The organism is Mesorhizobium sp. M1169 (assembly GCF_040318345.1).
Classification (GTDB): Bacteria; Pseudomonadota; Alphaproteobacteria; order Rhizobiales; family Rhizobiaceae; genus Mesorhizobium.
Genome location: NZ_JAMYME010000013.1, coordinates 93,812 through 110,392, shown reverse-complemented (window position 1 = coordinate 110,392; position 16,581 = coordinate 93,812). Strand labels below are relative to the sequence as shown.

Below are 16,581 nucleotides of genomic sequence, written 5' to 3'. Positions count from 1 at the left end.
CGAGGCGGTTCCCCAAAACGTGAACAATAATGCCCCGGATATTGTCAGAATTTCGCCGGATTGGCGTTTGCGCCGCAGACCAGTACGGCAACGCGCTCGCCTGCAGCCGGTGCGTAGCGGCCGGACAGGAGCGCCGCGAAGGCGGCCGCACCGCCCGGCTCGGAGATGATTCGCACGCGGTCCCACAGCGCCGCCTGGGCGGCGATAATGTCGTCGTCGCCGACCAGGATCGAGCGCTCGACGAATGCCTCGGCGATAGGAAACATCATTTCGCCGACACGCTTTGGCGCGAGCGAATCGGCGGCGATGCCCTCAGCCGGCGCGTCGACGGGTCGGCCCGCCTCGAAGGCGCGATGAAGCGTCGGCGCACCCTCCGGCTCGACCGCGATTATCCTGATGCGGCCGGAAAACCAGGCAGCGATGCCGCCGACCAGCCCGCCGCCGCCGACGGCGACCAGCAGGGTGTCGAGCTTCGGCAGGTCGGCCTCGATCTCGAGGCCGAGCGTGCCTTGCCCGACCAGCGTCTCCTCCTGGTTGAAGGCGTGGATCTGCAGCGCGCCGGATTTTTCAGCGAAGCTCTCGCTGGCGGCCAGCGCCTCGGCATAACGGGCGCCGCCGACGATCAGCTCGGCGCCGTAGCCGCGGATGCGGTCCAGCTTGGCCTGCGGGCTCACTTCGGGAACAAAGATGGTCGCCTTGTGGCCGAGCCGCATGGCGGCATAGGCGACGGCGGCGCCGTGATTGCCGCCCGACGCGGCGACGACGCCGGCCGCAGGAACCGGCCGTTCGAGGAGATTGGTGAACGCACCACGTACCTTGAACGAGCCGGAATGCTGCAAGCACTCAAGCTTCAGGTCGACGGGCAGAGGCGGGCGGCCGAAATCGGCCATGTCGACGCGCAGCACCGGCGTGTGGCGCACGAAGGGCCGGATGCGGGGTTCTATCGCCGCAATGCGCTCGCGTGTGATCGTGTGGCCGTGCAGCATGCTTTCACTCCCAGAGTTGACATTACTTAGTAACTTGGCAAAGTGCCTAAATGCAAGAGGTCGACGTTTTCAAAGCGATTGCCAACGAGCGCAGGCTCCAGATCCTCGATTGGCTCAAGGACCCGCGGGCGCATTTTCCGCCGCAGACGGACGGCGATCTGGTCGAGGACGGCGTCTGCGCGCTGCTGATCGCGGAGAGGCTAGGGATCACCCAGGCTACGCTCAGCGAGCATATGCGCGTGCTCACCCAGGCAGGGCTTTTGCGCAGCAAGCGCATCAAGCAGTGGATATTCTATCGCCGGAATGAGGACAGAATCGCCGAAATCAGGGCGCTCATTCAGCACCGGCTGTAGCTGCAGAGTTCTACTCCAACCAGTCCGGCACCGAGTCCAGTCCGATCAGCTCGTCATAGGTCTGGCGCGGACGCACAACGTGGAAGCGGTCGCCGTCGACCAGCACTTCCGGTACCAGCAGCCTGGTATTGTAGGTGCCGGCCTGAACGGCGCCATAGGCGCCGGCGGTGGAGACAGCGATCAGGTCGCCGGATTTCAGCCGGGGCAGGTCACGGTCGAGCCCGAGATAGTCGCCGGTCTCGCAAACCGGGCCGACGACGTCGACCTTCATGCGTGGTGCAGCGGCCGGCTGCTGCGCCACCGGCTTGATGTCGTGAAAAGCGTCGTAAAGCGTCGGCCGGATCAGGTCGTTCATCGCGGCGTCGACGATGAGGAAGTTCTTGGCGTCGCCCTCCTTCACGAAGATTACTTCCGACACCAGGATGCCGGCATTCCCGACGATCAGCCGGCCTGGCTCGAACATTACCTTCAGCCCAAGTTTGGCAACATGTTTCCTGACGATCCGGGCATAGGCATCGGGCAAAGGCGGCGGGTTGTTGTCGACGCGGTAGGGAATGCCAAGGCCGCCGCCGACATCGATGTGCTCGATGGCATGACCGTTGGAGCGCAAGGCGCCGACCAGCTCCACCAGCAGCGCAAAGGCGTCGTCGAAGGGCTGCAATTCGGTGATCTGGCTGCCGATATGGGTGTCTATGCCGGTGACCTTGATGCCCGGCAGCTCAGCCGCGCGCGCATAGACCTTCCGCGCATGCTGCCACGGAATGCCGAACTTGTTCTCGGCCTTCCCAGTCGAAATCTTCTTGTGCGTCCTGGCGTCGACATCCGGATTGATGCGCAGCGAGATCGGCGCGATCTTGCCCAGCGCGGTGGCGCGGGCCGACAGCAGCTCCAGCTCCGGTTCGGATTCGACGTTGAAACAGAGAATGCCGGCCGAGAGCGCAGAATCCATTTCGCGCGCGGTCTTGCCGACGCCCGAAAACAGGATCTTGCTTGCCGGGATGCCGGCCGCCAAAGCGCGGCGCAATTCGCCCTCCGAGACCACGTCGGCGCCGGCGCCGAGCCTTGCCAGCACCCTCAGCACGGCCTGGTTGGAATTCGCCTTCATGGCATAGCAGACGAGAGCATCGAGCCCGGCAAAGGCCTCGGTGAAGACGCGAAAATGCCTGGTCAGCGTCGCCGTCGAATAACAGTAGAACGGCGTGCCGACGCTGGCGGCGATGTCTGATATCGCCACGTCCTCGGCATGCAGCGCGCCGTCGCGGTAGTCGAAATGGTTCACGAGATTGGTCCGAAATCAGAGCAGCGGGTCGAGGATGAATTTCTTGTCCTCGACAGGTTTTTCCGGCTCCGGCGGCAAGGGTTGCTTGGCCTTCTCGGCGTCCTTGCGGGCCTGCACGGCTGCCGCGTACGGCGTGTCGAGCGCAGCCTTCCTGCCGCAGGCCGCAACGGTGGCCATTGCCGCCAGCAGCGTCAGCGTCACCAAAATCCTGCTTCCGGTCATCGTGCCATCCGTCCGAAACTGTTGCCCGCAGCCGCTTCTAGCCGAGTTTTGCGGCCATTGCACCCCGCGTCTTACGCCTTGGCGAGCCGCTTTTTCCAGTAGCGGATCTGCTTGCGCACCTCGGACGGCGCGGTGCCGCCGAAGCTCGTGCGGCTCTTTACAGAATTCTGCACGGCAAGAACCGAAAACACGTCGGCGCTGATACCGGGGTGAATGGACTGCAGATCCTCCAGCGAAAGCCTGTCGAGCCCGATCTTCCTGTCCTCGGCCAGCCCCACCGCCCTGCCAGTGATGTGGTGCGCCTCGCGGAACGGCAGGCCGAGCGTGCGCACCAGCCAGTCGGCGAGGTCGGTCGCAGTCGAATAGCCGGCGCCGGCCGCCTTTTTCATCGCAGCAGTGTTCACCGTCATATCGCGCACCATGCCGGTCATTGCCGCCAGCATCAGGTCGAGTGTCTCGGCCGCGTCGAAGACGGATTCCTTATCTTCCTGCATGTCCTTGCCATAGGTCAGCGGCATGCCCTTCATTACCGTCAGCAGGCCGACGAGATGGCCGGTGACGCGGCCGGTCTTGCCGCGCACCAGTTCGGCAGCGTCCGGGTTCTTCTTCTGCGGCATGATCGACGAACCCGTCGAGAAACTATCCGATAGCCTGATGAAGCCGAATTGCGGCGTCGACCAGATGATGATCTCTTCGGCCAGCCGCGACAGATGCGTCGCGCAGATCGCCGCAAAGCCCAGGAACTCGAGCGCGAAATCGCGGTCCGAAACACTGTCGAGCGAATTGCGCATCGGCTCGCGGAAGCCAAGCGCCTTCGCCGTCTGGTGCCGGTCGATGGAAAAGCTGGTGCCGGCAAGGGCGGCGGCGCCGAGCGGGCTTTCATCCATCCGCTCGATGGCATCGCGGACGCGCGACAGGTCGCGTGCAAACATCTCGACATAAGCCATGCAGTGGTGGCCGAAGGTCACCGGCTGCGCCGCCTGCATGTGGGTGAAGCCCGGCATCACCGTTGCCGCATGCTCCTCGGCCCGATCCAGGAACGCCGTGATCAGGCCCTTCAGCGCCTCGGCGACACGAAAGCATTCGTCCTTGACCCACAGCCTGAGGTCGACCGCCACCTGGTCGTTGCGCGAGCGGGCGGTATGCAGGCGGCCGGCGGCGGGGCCGATCAAATCGGCCAGACGGGCCTCGACATTCATGTGGATGTCTTCCAGCCTGGTCGAGAACTCGAAGGTGCCGGCCTCGATCTCTGCGAGGATCGTGTTCAGCCCGTGAGCGATTTTTTCTTGATCGGCCGCCGAAATAATGCCCGTTTGCGCCAGCATCTGGCTATGGGCGATCGAGCCGCGAATATCCTGCGCATAGAGTTTGCGGTCGAACGAGATCGACGCGTTGATCGCTTCCATGATTGCGGCCGGACCCGAGGCAAAACGTCCGCCCCACATCTGGTTGCTGGCCTTCTTGTCGTTCATCGCTATAACCCGTGCTCCGGAGCAGTTTTTGAAAAATGGCAGACGGCAATAGATTTTTCCCGGCTTTGCGTCTCATCCTCGCCGCTTTGGTTGCGGGCGTGCTGGCCGGCGCGGTCGCGGTATATGTCAGGGAAAGCAGTTCTGGCAACAAGGCGCCCGCGCAAGTGGCCGCCGGCGGCGGCAAGGACGACGTCGCCTGCGCCGTCAAGACCGACCGTGCCAAGAAGATCGCCGCCGCTGCCACCGGCCAGGTTGCCGCGCTTTTGCCGGCGGATCCGCCGCAATCGCTGAAAAGCCTTGCCTTCAACGGCCCCGACGGCAAGCCGACGACGATCGCCGATCATGCCGGCAAGACGGTGCTGCTCAATCTGTGGGCGACATGGTGCGCACCTTGCCGCGCCGAAATGCCGGCGCTCGATGCGCTGCAGAAGGAGATGGGCAGCGATGCGTTTCAGGTTGTTGCCGTCAACGTCGATGCCGGCGACGATGCCAAACCGAAGAAGTTCCTGGAGGACACCGGCGTCAAGTCGCTCGGCTACTATCGCGATGCCACGATGGCGCTGTTCAACGACGTCAAGACGCGCGGCCTGGCGCTCGGTCTGCCGGTCACCATGCTGATCGATGGGCAAGGCTGCCTGATCGCCCATATGAATGGCCCGGCCGAATGGTCGGGGCCGGATGCCAAGCGTCTGGTCGAGGCGGCGCTTCAGCCGGGATAGGCTCAGACCGTGCGCAGGCGCGGCTTGAGCACGGCAATGCTTGCGCCGCGTCGGCTGGCGGTGCGGATTGCCGGAGCGGCCACGCCCGTCAGTTCCCCGAATGTCTCGATCGGAGCCGGTTTGCCGAGGTAGTAGCCTTGCCCGATCTCGCAAGCCTCGGCGTCCAGGAACTGCAATTCACCCGGCGTCTCGATGCCTTCTGCCAGAACCGGTAAGCCGAGACCGCGTCCAAGCCCCAGCACGGCGCGAACGATCGCCGCGAACTGGGCGTTCTTGTCGACCGATTTGATGAACGACCCGTCGATCTTGATCTTGTCGAAGGGAAAGGCGCTGAGGTTGGACAGCGAAGAATAGCCGGTGCCAAAATCGTCCATCGCCACATGCACGCCAAGCGCCTTGACCTGCCTCAAGGTTGCCAGCGCGCGCGGCATGTCCTTCACCAGGGCCGTTTCGGTGATCTCCAGTTCGAGCCTGCCGGGGGCCAGGCCGGATCTCGTCAATGCGTCGTGCACCTTGCGGCTGAAATTCGGATTGTGAAGTTGCACGGCGGAGACGTTGACGGCGACCATCAGTGGGTTTGTCCAGCGAACAGCATCGTTACAAGCCGTCGTCAGCACCCAGTCGCCGATCTGCGCGATAGCGCCACTGTCCTCGGCCACCGGGATGAAAACGGCCGGAGAAATGTCACCCCGCTCAGGGTGCTGCCAACGGACCAGGGCTTCGAAGCCGATCATCCTGCCGCCGCGGATCTCCTTCTGCGGCTGATAGACGAGGTGGAACTCCTTGCGGGCGATCGCCTGGCGCAATTCATGCTCCATCACGCGCTTGTCGCGGGCCGCGGTGCCCATGGCCATCTCGAAAAACCGATAAGTGTCCCTGCCTTCGGTTTTGGCGCGATGGAGTGCCGTGTCGGCATGGCCGATCAGGCCGGCCTGGTCTTCGGCATCCAGCGGAAAGAAGGCAATGCCGATGCTGGCCGAGACGAGGCCGGAGCCGACCGAAACCCTGTTTTCCTCCCGGATCGCCGCCAGCAAGTCCTCGGCTATCCGGCCTGCGGCCAGGGGGTCGGGGAGGTTCGGAGCTATGATGGCAAATTCATCGCCGCCGAGACGCGCGAGCATCTGTCCGTGGCGCGGGATGCCGGAAATGCAGTGCGCCAGCTTCTGCAGCATAGCATCGCCGGCGCTGTGGCCGTAGAGGTCGTTGACTTGCTTGAACCGGTCGAGGTCAAGCAGCAGGAGCGCCAGATATCCATCCTTGCCGCCACGATCCATCGAGGCGAATTCTGCTTCCAGCCGGGAAGAAAAGCTCCGCCGATTGGCAAGCCCGGTAAGCGGATCGAAATGCGCGAGGCGGAGGATCTCTTGTTCTGCCTTCTTGCGCTCACGGATGTCGCGAACGGCAAGCACCGTATGAGGCCTGCCGCAGTAGGTGATTCTCCTGGCGATCAGCTCGACAGGAATTCTCGCGCCGTCGCTGCCCCTTAACTTCGCTTCCTGCGCCTGTTCGCCGAAGCCGGACATATCGGCTGCGCTCTGTCCGTCGAAAAGCTCGCCGAGTTGCATCGTGTTCAGGGTGGCTGTCGCTGTTCCGGTCAGCTTCGCCATACTGTCATTGGCGCTGACGATGCGGGTGCCATCGCAAACGATCAGACCTTCCACCGCCGCATTGGCGAGATCGTGCATGCGATCGGCCTCGAGCTTCTGGTGGCGAAAGCGCAGATCGATCCACAGCGCGGCACCCGACAGCACAAGGATTACCAGGCTGGCGACCGCTGCGGCAAAGGCCTGGGAAATGGGCTCGATGGAATGTTCGGATATTTCAATCGAGGAATCCGGAATGATCGACACCGCGGCCATCGCGATGAAATGCAAGCTGCAAATGGCCAGCGTCAAAAGCGCGGCGCCGCCGAGAGTCGCGAGCGCTGACGGGCGGCGCAAGACGACAAGAAGCGCCAGTGCCGCGAGGCTTACGCCGGCCAGAAGCGATATCGCGACAAGGAGCAGGTTCCATGCGACCCGGCCTTCGACCTCGAAAGCTGCCATGCCGATGTAGTGCATCGTCGCGATGGCGCCGCCCAGAATGGCGCCACCGACGAGGAAATGGTCGATGCCGCGGCGCAAGGTGGCGACCCACATCCCAAGCGCGGTCATGATAATGGCGGCGGCAAGCGAAAAGGCGGATAATCCCGGATTGTATGCATTCGGTATTCCCGGCGTAAACGCGGTCATGGCGATGAAATGCGTCGCCCATATGCCGAACCCGGTCGAGGCCGCGGCGATCATCAGCCAGACAAGCCGGTTTCGCTCGGTCGATCGGCCGACATGCTTAAGGAGATTAACCGCCGAGAAGCAAGAAATTCCACAGATGAGTGCGGCAAGCGCAACCAGTCTCGGATCGTGCTGACTTACAATACAATTATAGACCGTCAGCATCCTGGTTCACTCGGTCTGCCAAAATTAACAGGGGAGGTGTGACTGATTAGCTCTTGGAGATTTTAACGAATGGTTAACCCGTGGGCCATGAGGCGGGTCTTTTCGGGGGAAAACCGACGCCGCTGCGCCCGAAAAGGCGGTGATGTCGTTTCTGACGCCGCGCTTTCGGTAGCGAGTGCACTTTAGGAAGGAATGGTGTTCATTGATCCGCAACAAAACCGTTGTCCGATTGTCATCAGCGCCACATATTGGCTTTGCGGAGGTGCCCCCTTTCGCCAATGACAAACGGGAGATGAAACATGAAGTTCTTCGGCTTTGCGGCCGGTATCGCCGCCACCGTGACCCTGCTTTCCACCACCTCCGCCTTCGCCGTCACGCAGATCAGCTGGTGGCACGCCATGACCGGCGCCAACGCCGAGGTCGTCGCCAAGATCTCCAAGGATTTCAACGCCAGCCAGAGCGACTATGAGCTCGTTCCGGTGTTCAAGGGCACCTATCCGGAGACGCTGAATGCCGGCATCGCCGCTTTCCGCGCCGGCCAGGCGCCCGATATCCTCCAGGTGTTCGACGTCGGAACCGGCGTGATGATGGCGGCCGAGGGTGCGATAAAGCCGGTGGCCGATGTGATGACCGGCGCCGGGATGACTTTCGACAAGAGCCAGTATCTGCCCGGCATCGTCGGCTATTATTCGAAGCCGGACGGCACCATGCTATCGTTCCCCTACAACTCTTCCTCGCCGATCCTCTACTACAACAAGGACATCTTCCAGAAGGCAGGCCTCGACGTGAACAATCCGCCCAAGACGTGGAACGAGGTGTGGGAAGCTGCCAAGAAGATCAAGACGAGCGGCGCCGCCCCTTGCGGCTATACCTCGACCTGGCTGACCTGGATCCACCTGGAGAATTTCGCGGCGTGGAATGACGTGCCTTGGGCCACCCAGCAGAATGGCCTGGCCGGCGGTGATGTCGAACTCAAGATCAATGCGCCGATTTTCGTCAACCACTTCCAGGCGCTCGCCGACCTGGCCAAGGACGGCACATTCAAATATGGCGGGCGCACCTCCGAAGCCAAGCAGATATTCCTCGCCGGCGAATGCGGCATCTTCACCGAATCGTCGGGCGGCCTCGGCGATATCGTCAAGTCCGGCATGAACTATGGCATCGGCCAGCTTCCTTACGACAGTGACGCCAAGGGTGCCCCGCAGAACACGACGCCGGGCGGTGCCAGCCTGTGGGTGTTCGGCAACAAGTCGGACGAGGAATACAAGGGCGTCGCGGCCTTCTTTGCCTATCTGTCCAAGACCGATGTGCAGGAATATCTGCACCAGAAGTCGGGATATTTGCCAGTGACGCTTGCGGCATACGAGGCGACTAAGAAATCAGGCTTCTATGACAAGAACCCCGGCCGCGAGACACCCATCCTGCAGATGATCGGCAAGTCGCCGACCGACAATTCGAAGGGCGTGCGCCTGCCGAATCTGCCGCAGGTGCGTGATATCCAGAACGAGGAGCTGGAGAAGATGCTGGCCGGCCAGCAAACCGCCCAGCAGGCACTCGACAATGCGGTTGCGCGCGGCAACGCGGCGATCAAGGAAGCGCTGGAGAACTGACGGGATTATCTCGGTTAGTCGGTTGGAATATCGCCCACGCGAGCTCGCGCGGGCGATACCTGGATAGCGAGGGAAATCAGCCTGTCTCCACGCGTCGTCTTTCCCAACAAGATCCTGCCCTACCTGCTGGTGGCGCCACAACTCGCCATCACCCTGGTTTTCTTCTACTGGCCGGCCGGTCAGGCGCTTTACCAGTCGATGCTCAGGCAAGACCCGTTCGGGCTGAAGAGCAGGTTCGTCTGGTTGGCCAATTTCCGGAAGGTGCTGGCCGATCCGGCCTACCTCAACTCGATCAAGGTCACAGTAGTGTTCTCTCTTGCGACCGCGATCGTTGCCATGGTTGTGGCCCTGCTGCTTGCGGTCATGGCCGAGAAGGCCGTGCGCGGCAAAGGCCTCTACCGCACACTGTTGATATGGCCTTACGCCGTGGCGCCGGCGATTGCCGGCATGCTTTGGCTTTTCCTGTTCAATCCCTCGATCGGCTCGTTGGCCTATTTGCTGAGAAGCCTCGGCATCGTATGGGACCCGCTGCTCAACGGCACCCACGCCATGATCCTGCTGGTGTCGGCTGCTGCCTGGAAGCAGATCAGCTACAACTTCCTGTTCTTCGTCGCCGGCCTGCAGGCGGTGCCGAAAACGCTGATCGAAGCGGCGGCCATGGACGGCGCCGGCGAAACCAAGCGCTTCTGGACCATCGTCTTCCCGCTGCTTGCGCCGACAACCTTTTTCCTGCTGGTCGTCAACACCGTCTATGCCCTGTTCGACACGTTCGGCATCGTTCATGCCGTCACCGGCGGCGGGCCGGGCAAGACGACAGAGACGCTGGTCTACAAGGTCTACAATGACGGCTTCGTCAATCTGATCCTGGGCGATTCGGCGGCGCAGTCGGTCATCCTGATGGCCATCGTCATTGCGCTCACAGCGATCCAGTTCCGCCATGTGGAACGCAAAGTCCATTACGGCTGAGGGCAGCGATGATCGGCCAGTCCCCGCTCCGCACCTTCATCGCCCATGCCGTGCTCATCCTCGGCATATTGATCGTGGCTTTTCCGATCTACTACACCTTCGTTGCCTCGACGCACACGCTGCAAACGATCCTCAGGCCGCCCCTGCCGCTCTTGCCCGGCGGCCAGCTATGGAACAATTACAGCGAGGCGCTATTCGGCGGCATCGGTCGTATCGGCGGGGTCAGCGTCGGCAGGCTGCTGCTCAACACTACGATCATGGCGCTCGGCGTTGCGGTGGGAAAGATCTTCATCTCGATCCTGTCGGCCTACGCGATCGTGTTCTTTCGCTTTCCGCTGCGCATGACCTTCTTCTGGCTGATCTTCATCACCTTGATGCTTCCAGTCGAGGTGCGCATCCTGCCGACCTACAAGGTGATGGTCGATCTCGGCATGATCGACACCTATGCCGGCCTGATCGTCCCGCTGATCGCCTCGGCCACCGCAACGCTGCTGTTTCGCCAGTTCTTCATGACCATACCGGGCGAATTGGTCGAGGCGGCGCGTGTCGACGGTGCCGGGCCATGGCGCTTCTTTTTCGATATTCTGGTGCCGCTGTCGCGGACAAACATCGCCGCGCTGTTCGTGATCCTCTTCATCTATGGCTGGACGCAGTATCTTTGGCCGCTGCTCGTCACCAACAGCAACGACATGAACACCATCGTCATCGCGCTGAGAAAGATGGTTTCCTTCGCCGATGCCGACACCCAATGGCACCTCGTGATGGTCACGGCAATGCTGGCCATCGTGCCGCCGATCCTGGTGGTCGTGCTGATGCAACGCTGGTTCGTGCGCGGTCTGGTCGAATCCGAAAAGTGAGAAGCCGATGGCGACCGTGGATCTGAAGGATGTCAGGAAAATCTATCCCAGCGGCGTCGAGGCCGTGAAGGGCGTTTCCATCGCCATTCCTGACAAGGAGCTTTGCGTGCTGGTCGGCCCGTCCGGCTGCGGCAAGTCTACGCTGCTGAGGATGATCGCCGGGCTGGAGACGATTTCTGCCGGTACAGTCGCCATTGACGGCAAGGTGGTCAACGCCATTGGCCCGACCGAGCGCGACATCGCCATGGTGTTCCAGAACTACGCGCTCTACCCACATATGAAGGTTTATGACAACATGGCCTATGGCCTGCGCAACCGCGGCACGCCGAATGACGAGATCGACAGCAGGGTACGCTCGACTGCCAAGGTGCTGGAGCTTTCGGCGCTGCTCGACCGGCGCCCGCGCGAGCTTTCCGGCGGTCAGCGCCAGCGCGTCGCCATGGGTCGCGCCATCGTGCGCAACCCGAAGGTCTTCCTGTTCGACGAACCGCTGTCCAACCTCGATGCGAAATTGCGCGGGCAGATGCGCATCGAGATCAAGAATCTGCAGCGCTCGCTTGGCGTCACCTCGGTTTATGTCACGCACGACCAGCTTGAGGCGATGACGCTGGCCGACATCCTCGTCGTCATGAACGCCGGCCTGGTCGAGCAGACCGGCGCGCCGCTTGATGTGTACGAGAAACCGGCCTCGACCTTCGTCGCTTCGTTCATAGGCGCACCGCCGATGAATCTGCTGGCGCTCACAGGGGCCTCCCCAAGCTCGGTATTGGCGGACGGTACTGTGATTGGCTTGGCGCCTCGACAGGGCAAGGCAGTGACGCTAGGCTTTCGTCCGGAGGACGCCGACATCACCTTCGCGGCAGAGGCGCCGGCCGGCGCGCTCGCGCTGCCGGCAACAGTGGAAGCGGTCGAACCGGTCGGTGCCGAAAGCTTTCTCCATTGCGTGGCAGCCGGCAGCCGCATCGTCGTGCGCGTCTCAGGCCGCGCCAGCGCCAAGCCAGGCGACCAATTGCGCGTCGTGGCCAGGTCCGAAAAGCTGCATTGGTTCGATCAGGCGGGCAAACGGGTCGATTGAAGTCGGCCTTGCGCAAAACCGTTCAGGCAAACACATGCGCCTTGCCCGACACGGTCAGCCGGACGATCTCGCCGATCGCCGGCGCGTCCATGCCCGGCTTGCGCAGGATCAACGGCGTATTGCCGATGGCGGCGGCGTCGGGCGGATCGGGGCTGTTCAACAGACGCACCGCGATGGTGCACATCGAGCCGGCGAACTCCGATTCCGTCACCTCGCCGAACAGCATGTCCGGCGTGCCGGACATGCCTTCACGCGATGTGCGTTTAAGCAACACCTGCTCCGGCCGCAGCATGATGCGGGCGACGTCGCGCCGCTCCGAGCTGTCGACAGCGATGCGGCCGAGTGGCGAGATGGCGAAGCCATCGGCGATCCTTGCCGGCAGGACGATGGCGTCGCCAAGGAACTCGGCGACCATCCTGTCCTTCGGCTTGAAATAGAGCTCGCGCGGCGTGCCGACCTGCGAGAATTTGCCGTCGCGCATCACCGCGACCTGGCTGGCGAATGACAGTGCCTCGGCCTGGTCGTGGGTGACCAGGATGGTGGTGATGCCGGCGGTTTCAAGGAGCTCGGCCACGGCCTTGCGCATCGAGGCGCGCAGGCCGGTGTCGAGCGCCGAGAACGGCTCGTCGAGCAGCATCAGCCGCGGCTTCATGGCCATAGCGCGGGCGAGCGCGACGCGCTGCTGCTGGCCACCGGAGAGTTCGTGCGGACGGCGCTTCAGGATACCTTTGTCCAGCCCGACGACATAGGCGAGCTCGGCGATGCGCTCACTGCGCTTTTCCTCGTGACGGCCCATGCCGAAGCCGATATTGGCGGCGATGCTCAGATGCGGGAATAGAGCGCCGTCCTGCGCCACCAGCCCGATGCCGCGGCGATGCGCCGGCACGGCCGTGTCGCCATCGGCCAGCACCTCGCCATCAAGCACGATGCGGCCCTGGTCCGGCGCCTCGAAGCCGGCGATCAGCCGCAGCAAGGTGGTCTTGCCGCAACCGGACGGCCCGACGATTGCCGTACGGCTGCCGCTGGCCACGCTGAGGTCGACGCCGGCAAGTGCTGCGACGGGCCCGTAGTGCTTGTGGATGCCGCTCAGCTCGAGAAAGCTCATCGCCCGGCCATCCGCTTCGACTGGACGTAGAGCAACCAGGTCAAAGGCAGCGACATCGCCACCATGATCAGGGCATAAGGCGCCGCCGACGCATAGTCGATCTCGCCGCTATAGGACCAGAACGCCATGGCCAGCGTGCGGGTGCCGTTGGGCGCCAGCATCTGGGTTGCGGTCAATTCGTTCATGATACCCAGCGCGACCAACGCCATGCCGGCTGCGGCGCCCGGCGCCGACAGGCGGATGGTCGTCGACCACAGCGCCTTGAGCGGCGACCGGCCGAGGCTGGAGGCGGCGCGTTCGAGCTCGACCGGCGCCTGTGCGATCGACGCCCTGAGGCTAATCAGGGCGCGCGGCAGGAACATCAGCGCATAGGCGACCAGGATGGTGAACAGGGTCTGGTAGAGCGACATGGCGATACGCACGGCGATGGTGACCAGCGCCAGGGCGATGACAACGCCGGGCAACGCGCCGACGATATAGTTGCAGCCCTCCAGGACGCGTTGCAGCCGCCCCGGCGCGCGGATCGAAATCCACGCCATCGGCATTGCCGCGACGGTGGCAAGCAGCGCGCCGGCAATTGCTAGGAACAGCGTTTGGCCAAGCGCCAGGCCGATCTCGTCGAGCCGCCAGACATCGGCGCCGCCGGCCATGAGCCAGCGGCCGATAGTGGCGAACGGCACGCCGAGCGCCAGCAGCGTGGTAATGGCAGGCAGCAGCAGGCAAGGAATGGTGGCGCGCCCAAGGCCCGTGCGCTGCTGCTGGCGCGCAGCACCCGAACCGACGCGGGCATAGCGCTCCTCGCCGCGCACCAGCACCTCCAGCCCGAGCAGCACAAGGCAGCAGGTCACCAGCACGCCGGCCAGCATGTTGGCGGCGGGACCGTTGAAGGTCGACTGGAACTGGTCGACGATCGCGGTGGTGAAGGTGTCGAAGCGGATGAAGACATAGAGCCCGTATTCGGCCAGGAGATGCAGGCCGACCAGCAGGGAGCCGCCGCAAATAGCGAGCCGGAGCTGCGGCAGCACGACACGCCTGAACACACGCCACGGGCCGAGACCAAGGGCTGCCGCTGCATCCTCGAGAGCGGGATCGAGCCGGCGCAATGCCGCCGCCACCGGCAGATAAAGGAAGGGGAAATAGGCGATGACCGACACAAGCACGCCGGCCCACAGGCCGTGCAGTCTGGGCACCATGGTGACCCAGGCGTAACTGTGGACGAAGGCCGGAATGGCGAGCGGCGCCACCGACAGCCAGGCCCATAGGCGGGCACCCGGCAGATCGCTGCGCTCGGTCAGCCAGGCCAGCGTGACCGACAGCACGATCGAGATCGGCACCGCCAGCACCACCAGCAGGCTGGTGTTGACCAGAAGCTCGCCGACGCGCGGCCTGAACACCAGCGCCGCCACCGTTTCCCAGCCGGTCTGCACCGCCACCCAGACGATGAAGGCAAGCGGCAGCAGCGCGAAAAGCGAGACAAAGACGGCAGCCAACGCAATCCATGAGACCGACCAACGACGTGCCCGCACGGCCGTGGCGTCGGCCGGCAAGCCTGGGCGTGCGAGATCGATCGCGGATTGCATCAGATCAGACGTTGCGCCAGCTCCGCCCGGAGGCGGAAACGATCGGCGGCGGATAATCTCGCGGGTAGCTTGTGGTCATAGGCAAATGCCATCTTGAAAACAGAGCGCTCCTGTGGAAAGCGAATTCCCACAGGAGCGCAGTCGGTTGCCCTTTTAGGACGAACGCCGGCTAAAGCAAGCCGGCCGCCGTCATCAGGTCGGTCACCTTTTTCGAGTTCAGCGTCGTCGGGTCGACTTTCGGCGCCTGCAGATCGGCCAGCGGCACCAGCTTCGGATTGGACTCGGCGCCCTTGCCGACTGCGTATTCGAACGAATCGCCTGTTTTCAGCACGTCCTGGCCGCCATTGCCGGTGACCCATTTCAGGAAAGCCTGCGCTTCCTTCGGGTGCTTGCTCGAGGCCAGCACGCCGCCGCCGGAAATCGAGACGAAAGCACCGGGATCCTGATGCTTGAAATAGTGCAACTCGACGTTCTTGCTGTTCTCGCCGGTCTTGGCCTGATCGCCGTAGTAGTAATAGTGATAGATCACGCCGCCTTCGACCTCGCCGGCATTGACCGCCTTCATCACCGTGCTGTTGCCCTTATAGGCGGTAAAATTCGCCTTCATCGCCTTCAGCCATTCGGCCGTCGCCGCCTCACCCTTGAGCTGCAGAAGCGCGCTGACGATCGCCTGGAAATCGGCGCCGGAGGGCGAAGCGGCCCAGCGGCCCTTCCAGCTCGGATCGGCGAGATCGAGCAGCGATTTGGGCAGCTGGTCGGCGCTCAGCTTGGTCTTGTTGTAGGCAAAGACGGTGCTGCGCGCGGCAACGCCGACCCATTTGCCGCTCGCCGGCTGGTACTCCTGCGGAACCTGGGCCAGCGTCTCGGTGTCGACCGGTGCGAACAGGCCGGCCGCCTCGACCAATGCCATGGCCGGCGAATTCTCCGTCAGGAATACATCGGCGGGCGAAGCGGTGCCTTCCGCAACGATCTGATTGGAGAAATCGCTGTCGCCGCCATTGCGGACGGTAACCTTGATGCCGGTTTCCTTGGTAAATCCCTCCGCCCAGGCCTTGGTCAGGTTTTCGTGCTGGGCGTTGTAAACGACGATGCCCTCGTCCTCTGCTATTGCCGGGCCGGCGATCAGGCTGATTGCAAGTGCTGTCGCACCGGCAAGGGCGGAAAGAGCATATTTCATGGCGTCGTCCTCGATTTCGATGGTCTTTGGCTTGGCACGCTGCACCTACCAATACCTGACTGGTGCAGTCAACATTGCTGACCCACTCAATCGCTCAAAAGGAGCAAACTTTCGTGATGCTCAGCTAATTTGCCTTGGACATTATTTCGCCGGCCCCGTAACAAATCAGCGCCGAGACGCGAATATCGGGGAGTGAACTCTTGTGAGCGGCAAGGACGAAGCCGAGCTTTCACGGCTGCTGCGGGCCGCGATCGCCGGAGACGAAAGGGCCTATGCCGACTTTCTGCACCGGATCGCCGCGCTCGTTCGTGGCTTTGCCCGGCGCAAGATCGTGCAGGGCGGGGTGGATCCCGAGGATGTCGTGCAGGAAACCTTGCTGGCCATTCATGTGAAACGACACACCTGGCGCCATGATGCGCCGGTGCTGCCTTGGGTCTATGCAATAGCCCGCTTCAAGCTGATCGATGCGTTCCGGCGGCGCGGTCGGCGGATCGAGATCGAGATCGACGAAATCGCCGAGACCTTTGCCGAGCCGGAATCGGAGACGGTGAGCGAGCGCGACGTCAACCGGGCGCTCGACAGCCTGCCGCCGGCACAGCGTTCCGTCGTCTCGGCCGTATCGGTCGAAGGCCGGTCAATCGGTGAGACCGCGGCCAAATTCGGCATCAGCGAGACGGCTGTGCGGGTGTCACTGCACCGCGGGCTTGCCGCCATTGCCAAACGGTTCAGGGCGGGGCGGGAATAA

15 protein-coding genes are annotated in these 16,581 nt (G+C 63.1%); 7 read left to right on the top strand and 8 right to left on the bottom strand.

All coding sequences use genetic code 11. The features are described 5' to 3' along the window. Nucleotides 1–44 precede the first annotated feature (44 nt). Nucleotides 45–986, bottom strand: coding sequence for a threonine/serine dehydratase (locus NKH41_RS15725; RefSeq protein WP_352769971.1), 942 nt, complete (start codon nt 984–986; stop codon nt 45–47). Nucleotides 987–1,036: 50 nt separating this feature from the next. On the opposite strand from NKH41_RS15725, the gene NKH41_RS15720 reads away from it, so the two are divergent. Beyond that, nucleotides 1,037–1,339, top strand: coding sequence for an ArsR/SmtB family transcription factor (locus tag NKH41_RS15720; protein WP_352489424.1), 303 nt, complete (start codon nt 1,037–1,039; stop codon nt 1,337–1,339). Nucleotides 1,340–1,349: 10 nt separating this feature from the next. Here NKH41_RS15720 and lysA read toward each other — a convergent pair whose 3' ends face one another. The 3 genes from lysA to argH all read right to left on the bottom strand — a co-directional run bounded on the left by lysA (nt 1,350) and on the right by argH (nt 4,312). After that, on the bottom strand, nt 1,350–2,618 hold the full coding sequence (lysA, locus tag NKH41_RS15715) for a diaminopimelate decarboxylase (protein ID WP_352769968.1): 1,269 nt from the start codon (nt 2,616–2,618) through the stop codon (nt 1,350–1,352). A 15-nt stretch (nt 2,619–2,633) separates the two neighbouring features. Further along, a complete protein-coding gene (locus NKH41_RS15710) occupies nt 2,634–2,840 on the bottom strand; it encodes a hypothetical protein (protein WP_023677931.1) in 207 nt (68 codons plus the stop codon). Between the two features lie 71 nt (nt 2,841–2,911). Next, nucleotides 2,912–4,312 (bottom strand): argininosuccinate lyase, encoded by a 1,401-nt coding sequence (gene argH, locus NKH41_RS15705; RefSeq protein ID WP_352769965.1) that lies wholly within the window; start codon nt 4,310–4,312, stop codon nt 2,912–2,914. Nucleotides 4,313–4,347: 35 nt separating this feature from the next. Between argH and tlpA the strand changes: the two genes are divergently transcribed. After that, entirely contained in the window at nt 4,348–5,031 is a 684-nt protein-coding gene (gene tlpA, locus NKH41_RS15700) for a thiol:disulfide interchange protein TlpA (protein ID WP_352456686.1), read from the top strand. A 2-nt stretch (nt 5,032–5,033) separates the two neighbouring features. On the opposite strand, the gene NKH41_RS15695 is transcribed toward tlpA, so the two are convergent. Beyond that, on the bottom strand, nt 5,034–7,466 hold the full coding sequence (locus NKH41_RS15695; protein ID WP_352769963.1) for a bifunctional diguanylate cyclase/phosphodiesterase: 2,433 nt from the start codon (nt 7,464–7,466) through the stop codon (nt 5,034–5,036). A gap of 299 nt (nt 7,467–7,765) precedes the next feature. Between NKH41_RS15695 and ugpB the strand changes: the two genes are divergently transcribed. From ugpB to ugpC, 4 genes are all read left to right on the top strand, one after another. Then, on the top strand, nt 7,766–9,076 hold the full coding sequence (gene ugpB / locus NKH41_RS15690) for a sn-glycerol-3-phosphate ABC transporter substrate-binding protein UgpB (RefSeq protein WP_352471403.1): 1,311 nt from the start codon (nt 7,766–7,768) through the stop codon (nt 9,074–9,076). Between the two features lie 81 nt (nt 9,077–9,157). Next, entirely contained in the window at nt 9,158–10,042 is an 885-nt protein-coding gene (gene ugpA, locus NKH41_RS15685) for a sn-glycerol-3-phosphate ABC transporter permease UgpA (protein WP_352770055.1), read from the top strand. 8 nt (nt 10,043–10,050) lie between these two features. Further along, nucleotides 10,051–10,899 carry a sn-glycerol-3-phosphate ABC transporter permease UgpE gene (ugpE, locus tag NKH41_RS15680; protein WP_352570555.1) on the top strand — a complete coding sequence of 283 codons (849 nt, stop codon included), beginning with the start codon at nt 10,051–10,053 and terminating at the stop codon, nt 10,897–10,899. Nucleotides 10,900–10,906: 7 nt separating this feature from the next. Then, a complete protein-coding gene (gene ugpC, locus NKH41_RS15675) occupies nt 10,907–11,974 on the top strand; it encodes a sn-glycerol-3-phosphate ABC transporter ATP-binding protein UgpC (RefSeq protein WP_352452447.1) in 1,068 nt (355 codons plus the stop codon). 22 nt (nt 11,975–11,996) lie between these two features. Here the strand turns inward: ugpC and NKH41_RS15670 are convergent, their stop codons facing one another. From NKH41_RS15670 to NKH41_RS15660, 3 genes are all read right to left on the bottom strand, one after another. Beyond that, nucleotides 11,997–13,079 carry an ABC transporter ATP-binding protein gene (locus NKH41_RS15670; protein WP_023677939.1) on the bottom strand — a complete coding sequence of 361 codons (1,083 nt, stop codon included), beginning with the start codon at nt 13,077–13,079 and terminating at the stop codon, nt 11,997–11,999. Next, nucleotides 13,076–14,659: an ABC transporter permease gene (locus NKH41_RS15665; protein ID WP_352540184.1), complete on the bottom strand. Its 1,584-nt coding sequence runs from the start codon at nt 14,657–14,659 to the stop codon at nt 13,076–13,078. The genes NKH41_RS15670 and NKH41_RS15665 overlap by 4 nt, the downstream gene beginning before the upstream one ends. 169 nt (nt 14,660–14,828) lie before the next feature. Then, entirely contained in the window at nt 14,829–15,836 is a 1,008-nt protein-coding gene (locus NKH41_RS15660) for an iron ABC transporter substrate-binding protein (protein WP_352777497.1), read from the bottom strand. Between the two features lie 202 nt (nt 15,837–16,038). Between NKH41_RS15660 and NKH41_RS15655 the strand changes: the two genes are divergently transcribed. Beyond that, on the top strand, nt 16,039–16,581 hold the full coding sequence (locus tag NKH41_RS15655) for a sigma-70 family RNA polymerase sigma factor (RefSeq protein WP_023677943.1): 543 nt from the start codon (nt 16,039–16,041) through the stop codon (nt 16,579–16,581).

What these genes read in the sequence shown, in the direction of transcription:
- NKH41_RS15695 (WP_352769963.1), bottom strand. Translation starts at nt 7,466, where the DNA reads ATGCTGACGGTCTATAATTGTATTGTAAGTCAGCACGATCCGAGACTG.
- ugpB (WP_352471403.1), top strand. Translation starts at nt 7,766, where the DNA reads ATGAAGTTCTTCGGCTTTGCGGCCGGTATCGCCGCCACCGTGACCCTG.
- NKH41_RS15665 (WP_352540184.1), bottom strand. Translation starts at nt 14,659, where the DNA reads ATGCAATCCGCGATCGATCTCGCACGCCCAGGCTTGCCGGCCGACGCC.
- NKH41_RS15670 (WP_023677939.1), bottom strand. Translation starts at nt 13,079, where the DNA reads ATGAGCTTTCTCGAGCTGAGCGGCATCCACAAGCACTACGGGCCCGTC.
- NKH41_RS15660 (WP_352777497.1), bottom strand. Translation starts at nt 15,836, where the DNA reads ATGAAATATGCTCTTTCCGCCCTTGCCGGTGCGACAGCACTTGCAATC.
- argH (WP_352769965.1), bottom strand. Translation starts at nt 4,312, where the DNA reads ATGAACGACAAGAAGGCCAGCAACCAGATGTGGGGCGGACGTTTTGCC.
- NKH41_RS15720 (WP_352489424.1), top strand. Translation starts at nt 1,037, where the DNA reads ATGCAAGAGGTCGACGTTTTCAAAGCGATTGCCAACGAGCGCAGGCTC.
- ugpE (WP_352570555.1), top strand. Translation starts at nt 10,051, where the DNA reads ATGATCGGCCAGTCCCCGCTCCGCACCTTCATCGCCCATGCCGTGCTC.
- NKH41_RS15725 (WP_352769971.1), bottom strand. Translation starts at nt 986, where the DNA reads ATGCTGCACGGCCACACGATCACACGCGAGCGCATTGCGGCGATAGAA.
- ugpC (WP_352452447.1), top strand. Translation starts at nt 10,907, where the DNA reads ATGGCGACCGTGGATCTGAAGGATGTCAGGAAAATCTATCCCAGCGGC.
- NKH41_RS15710 (WP_023677931.1), bottom strand. Translation starts at nt 2,840, where the DNA reads ATGACCGGAAGCAGGATTTTGGTGACGCTGACGCTGCTGGCGGCAATG.
- tlpA (WP_352456686.1), top strand. Translation starts at nt 4,348, where the DNA reads ATGGCAGACGGCAATAGATTTTTCCCGGCTTTGCGTCTCATCCTCGCC.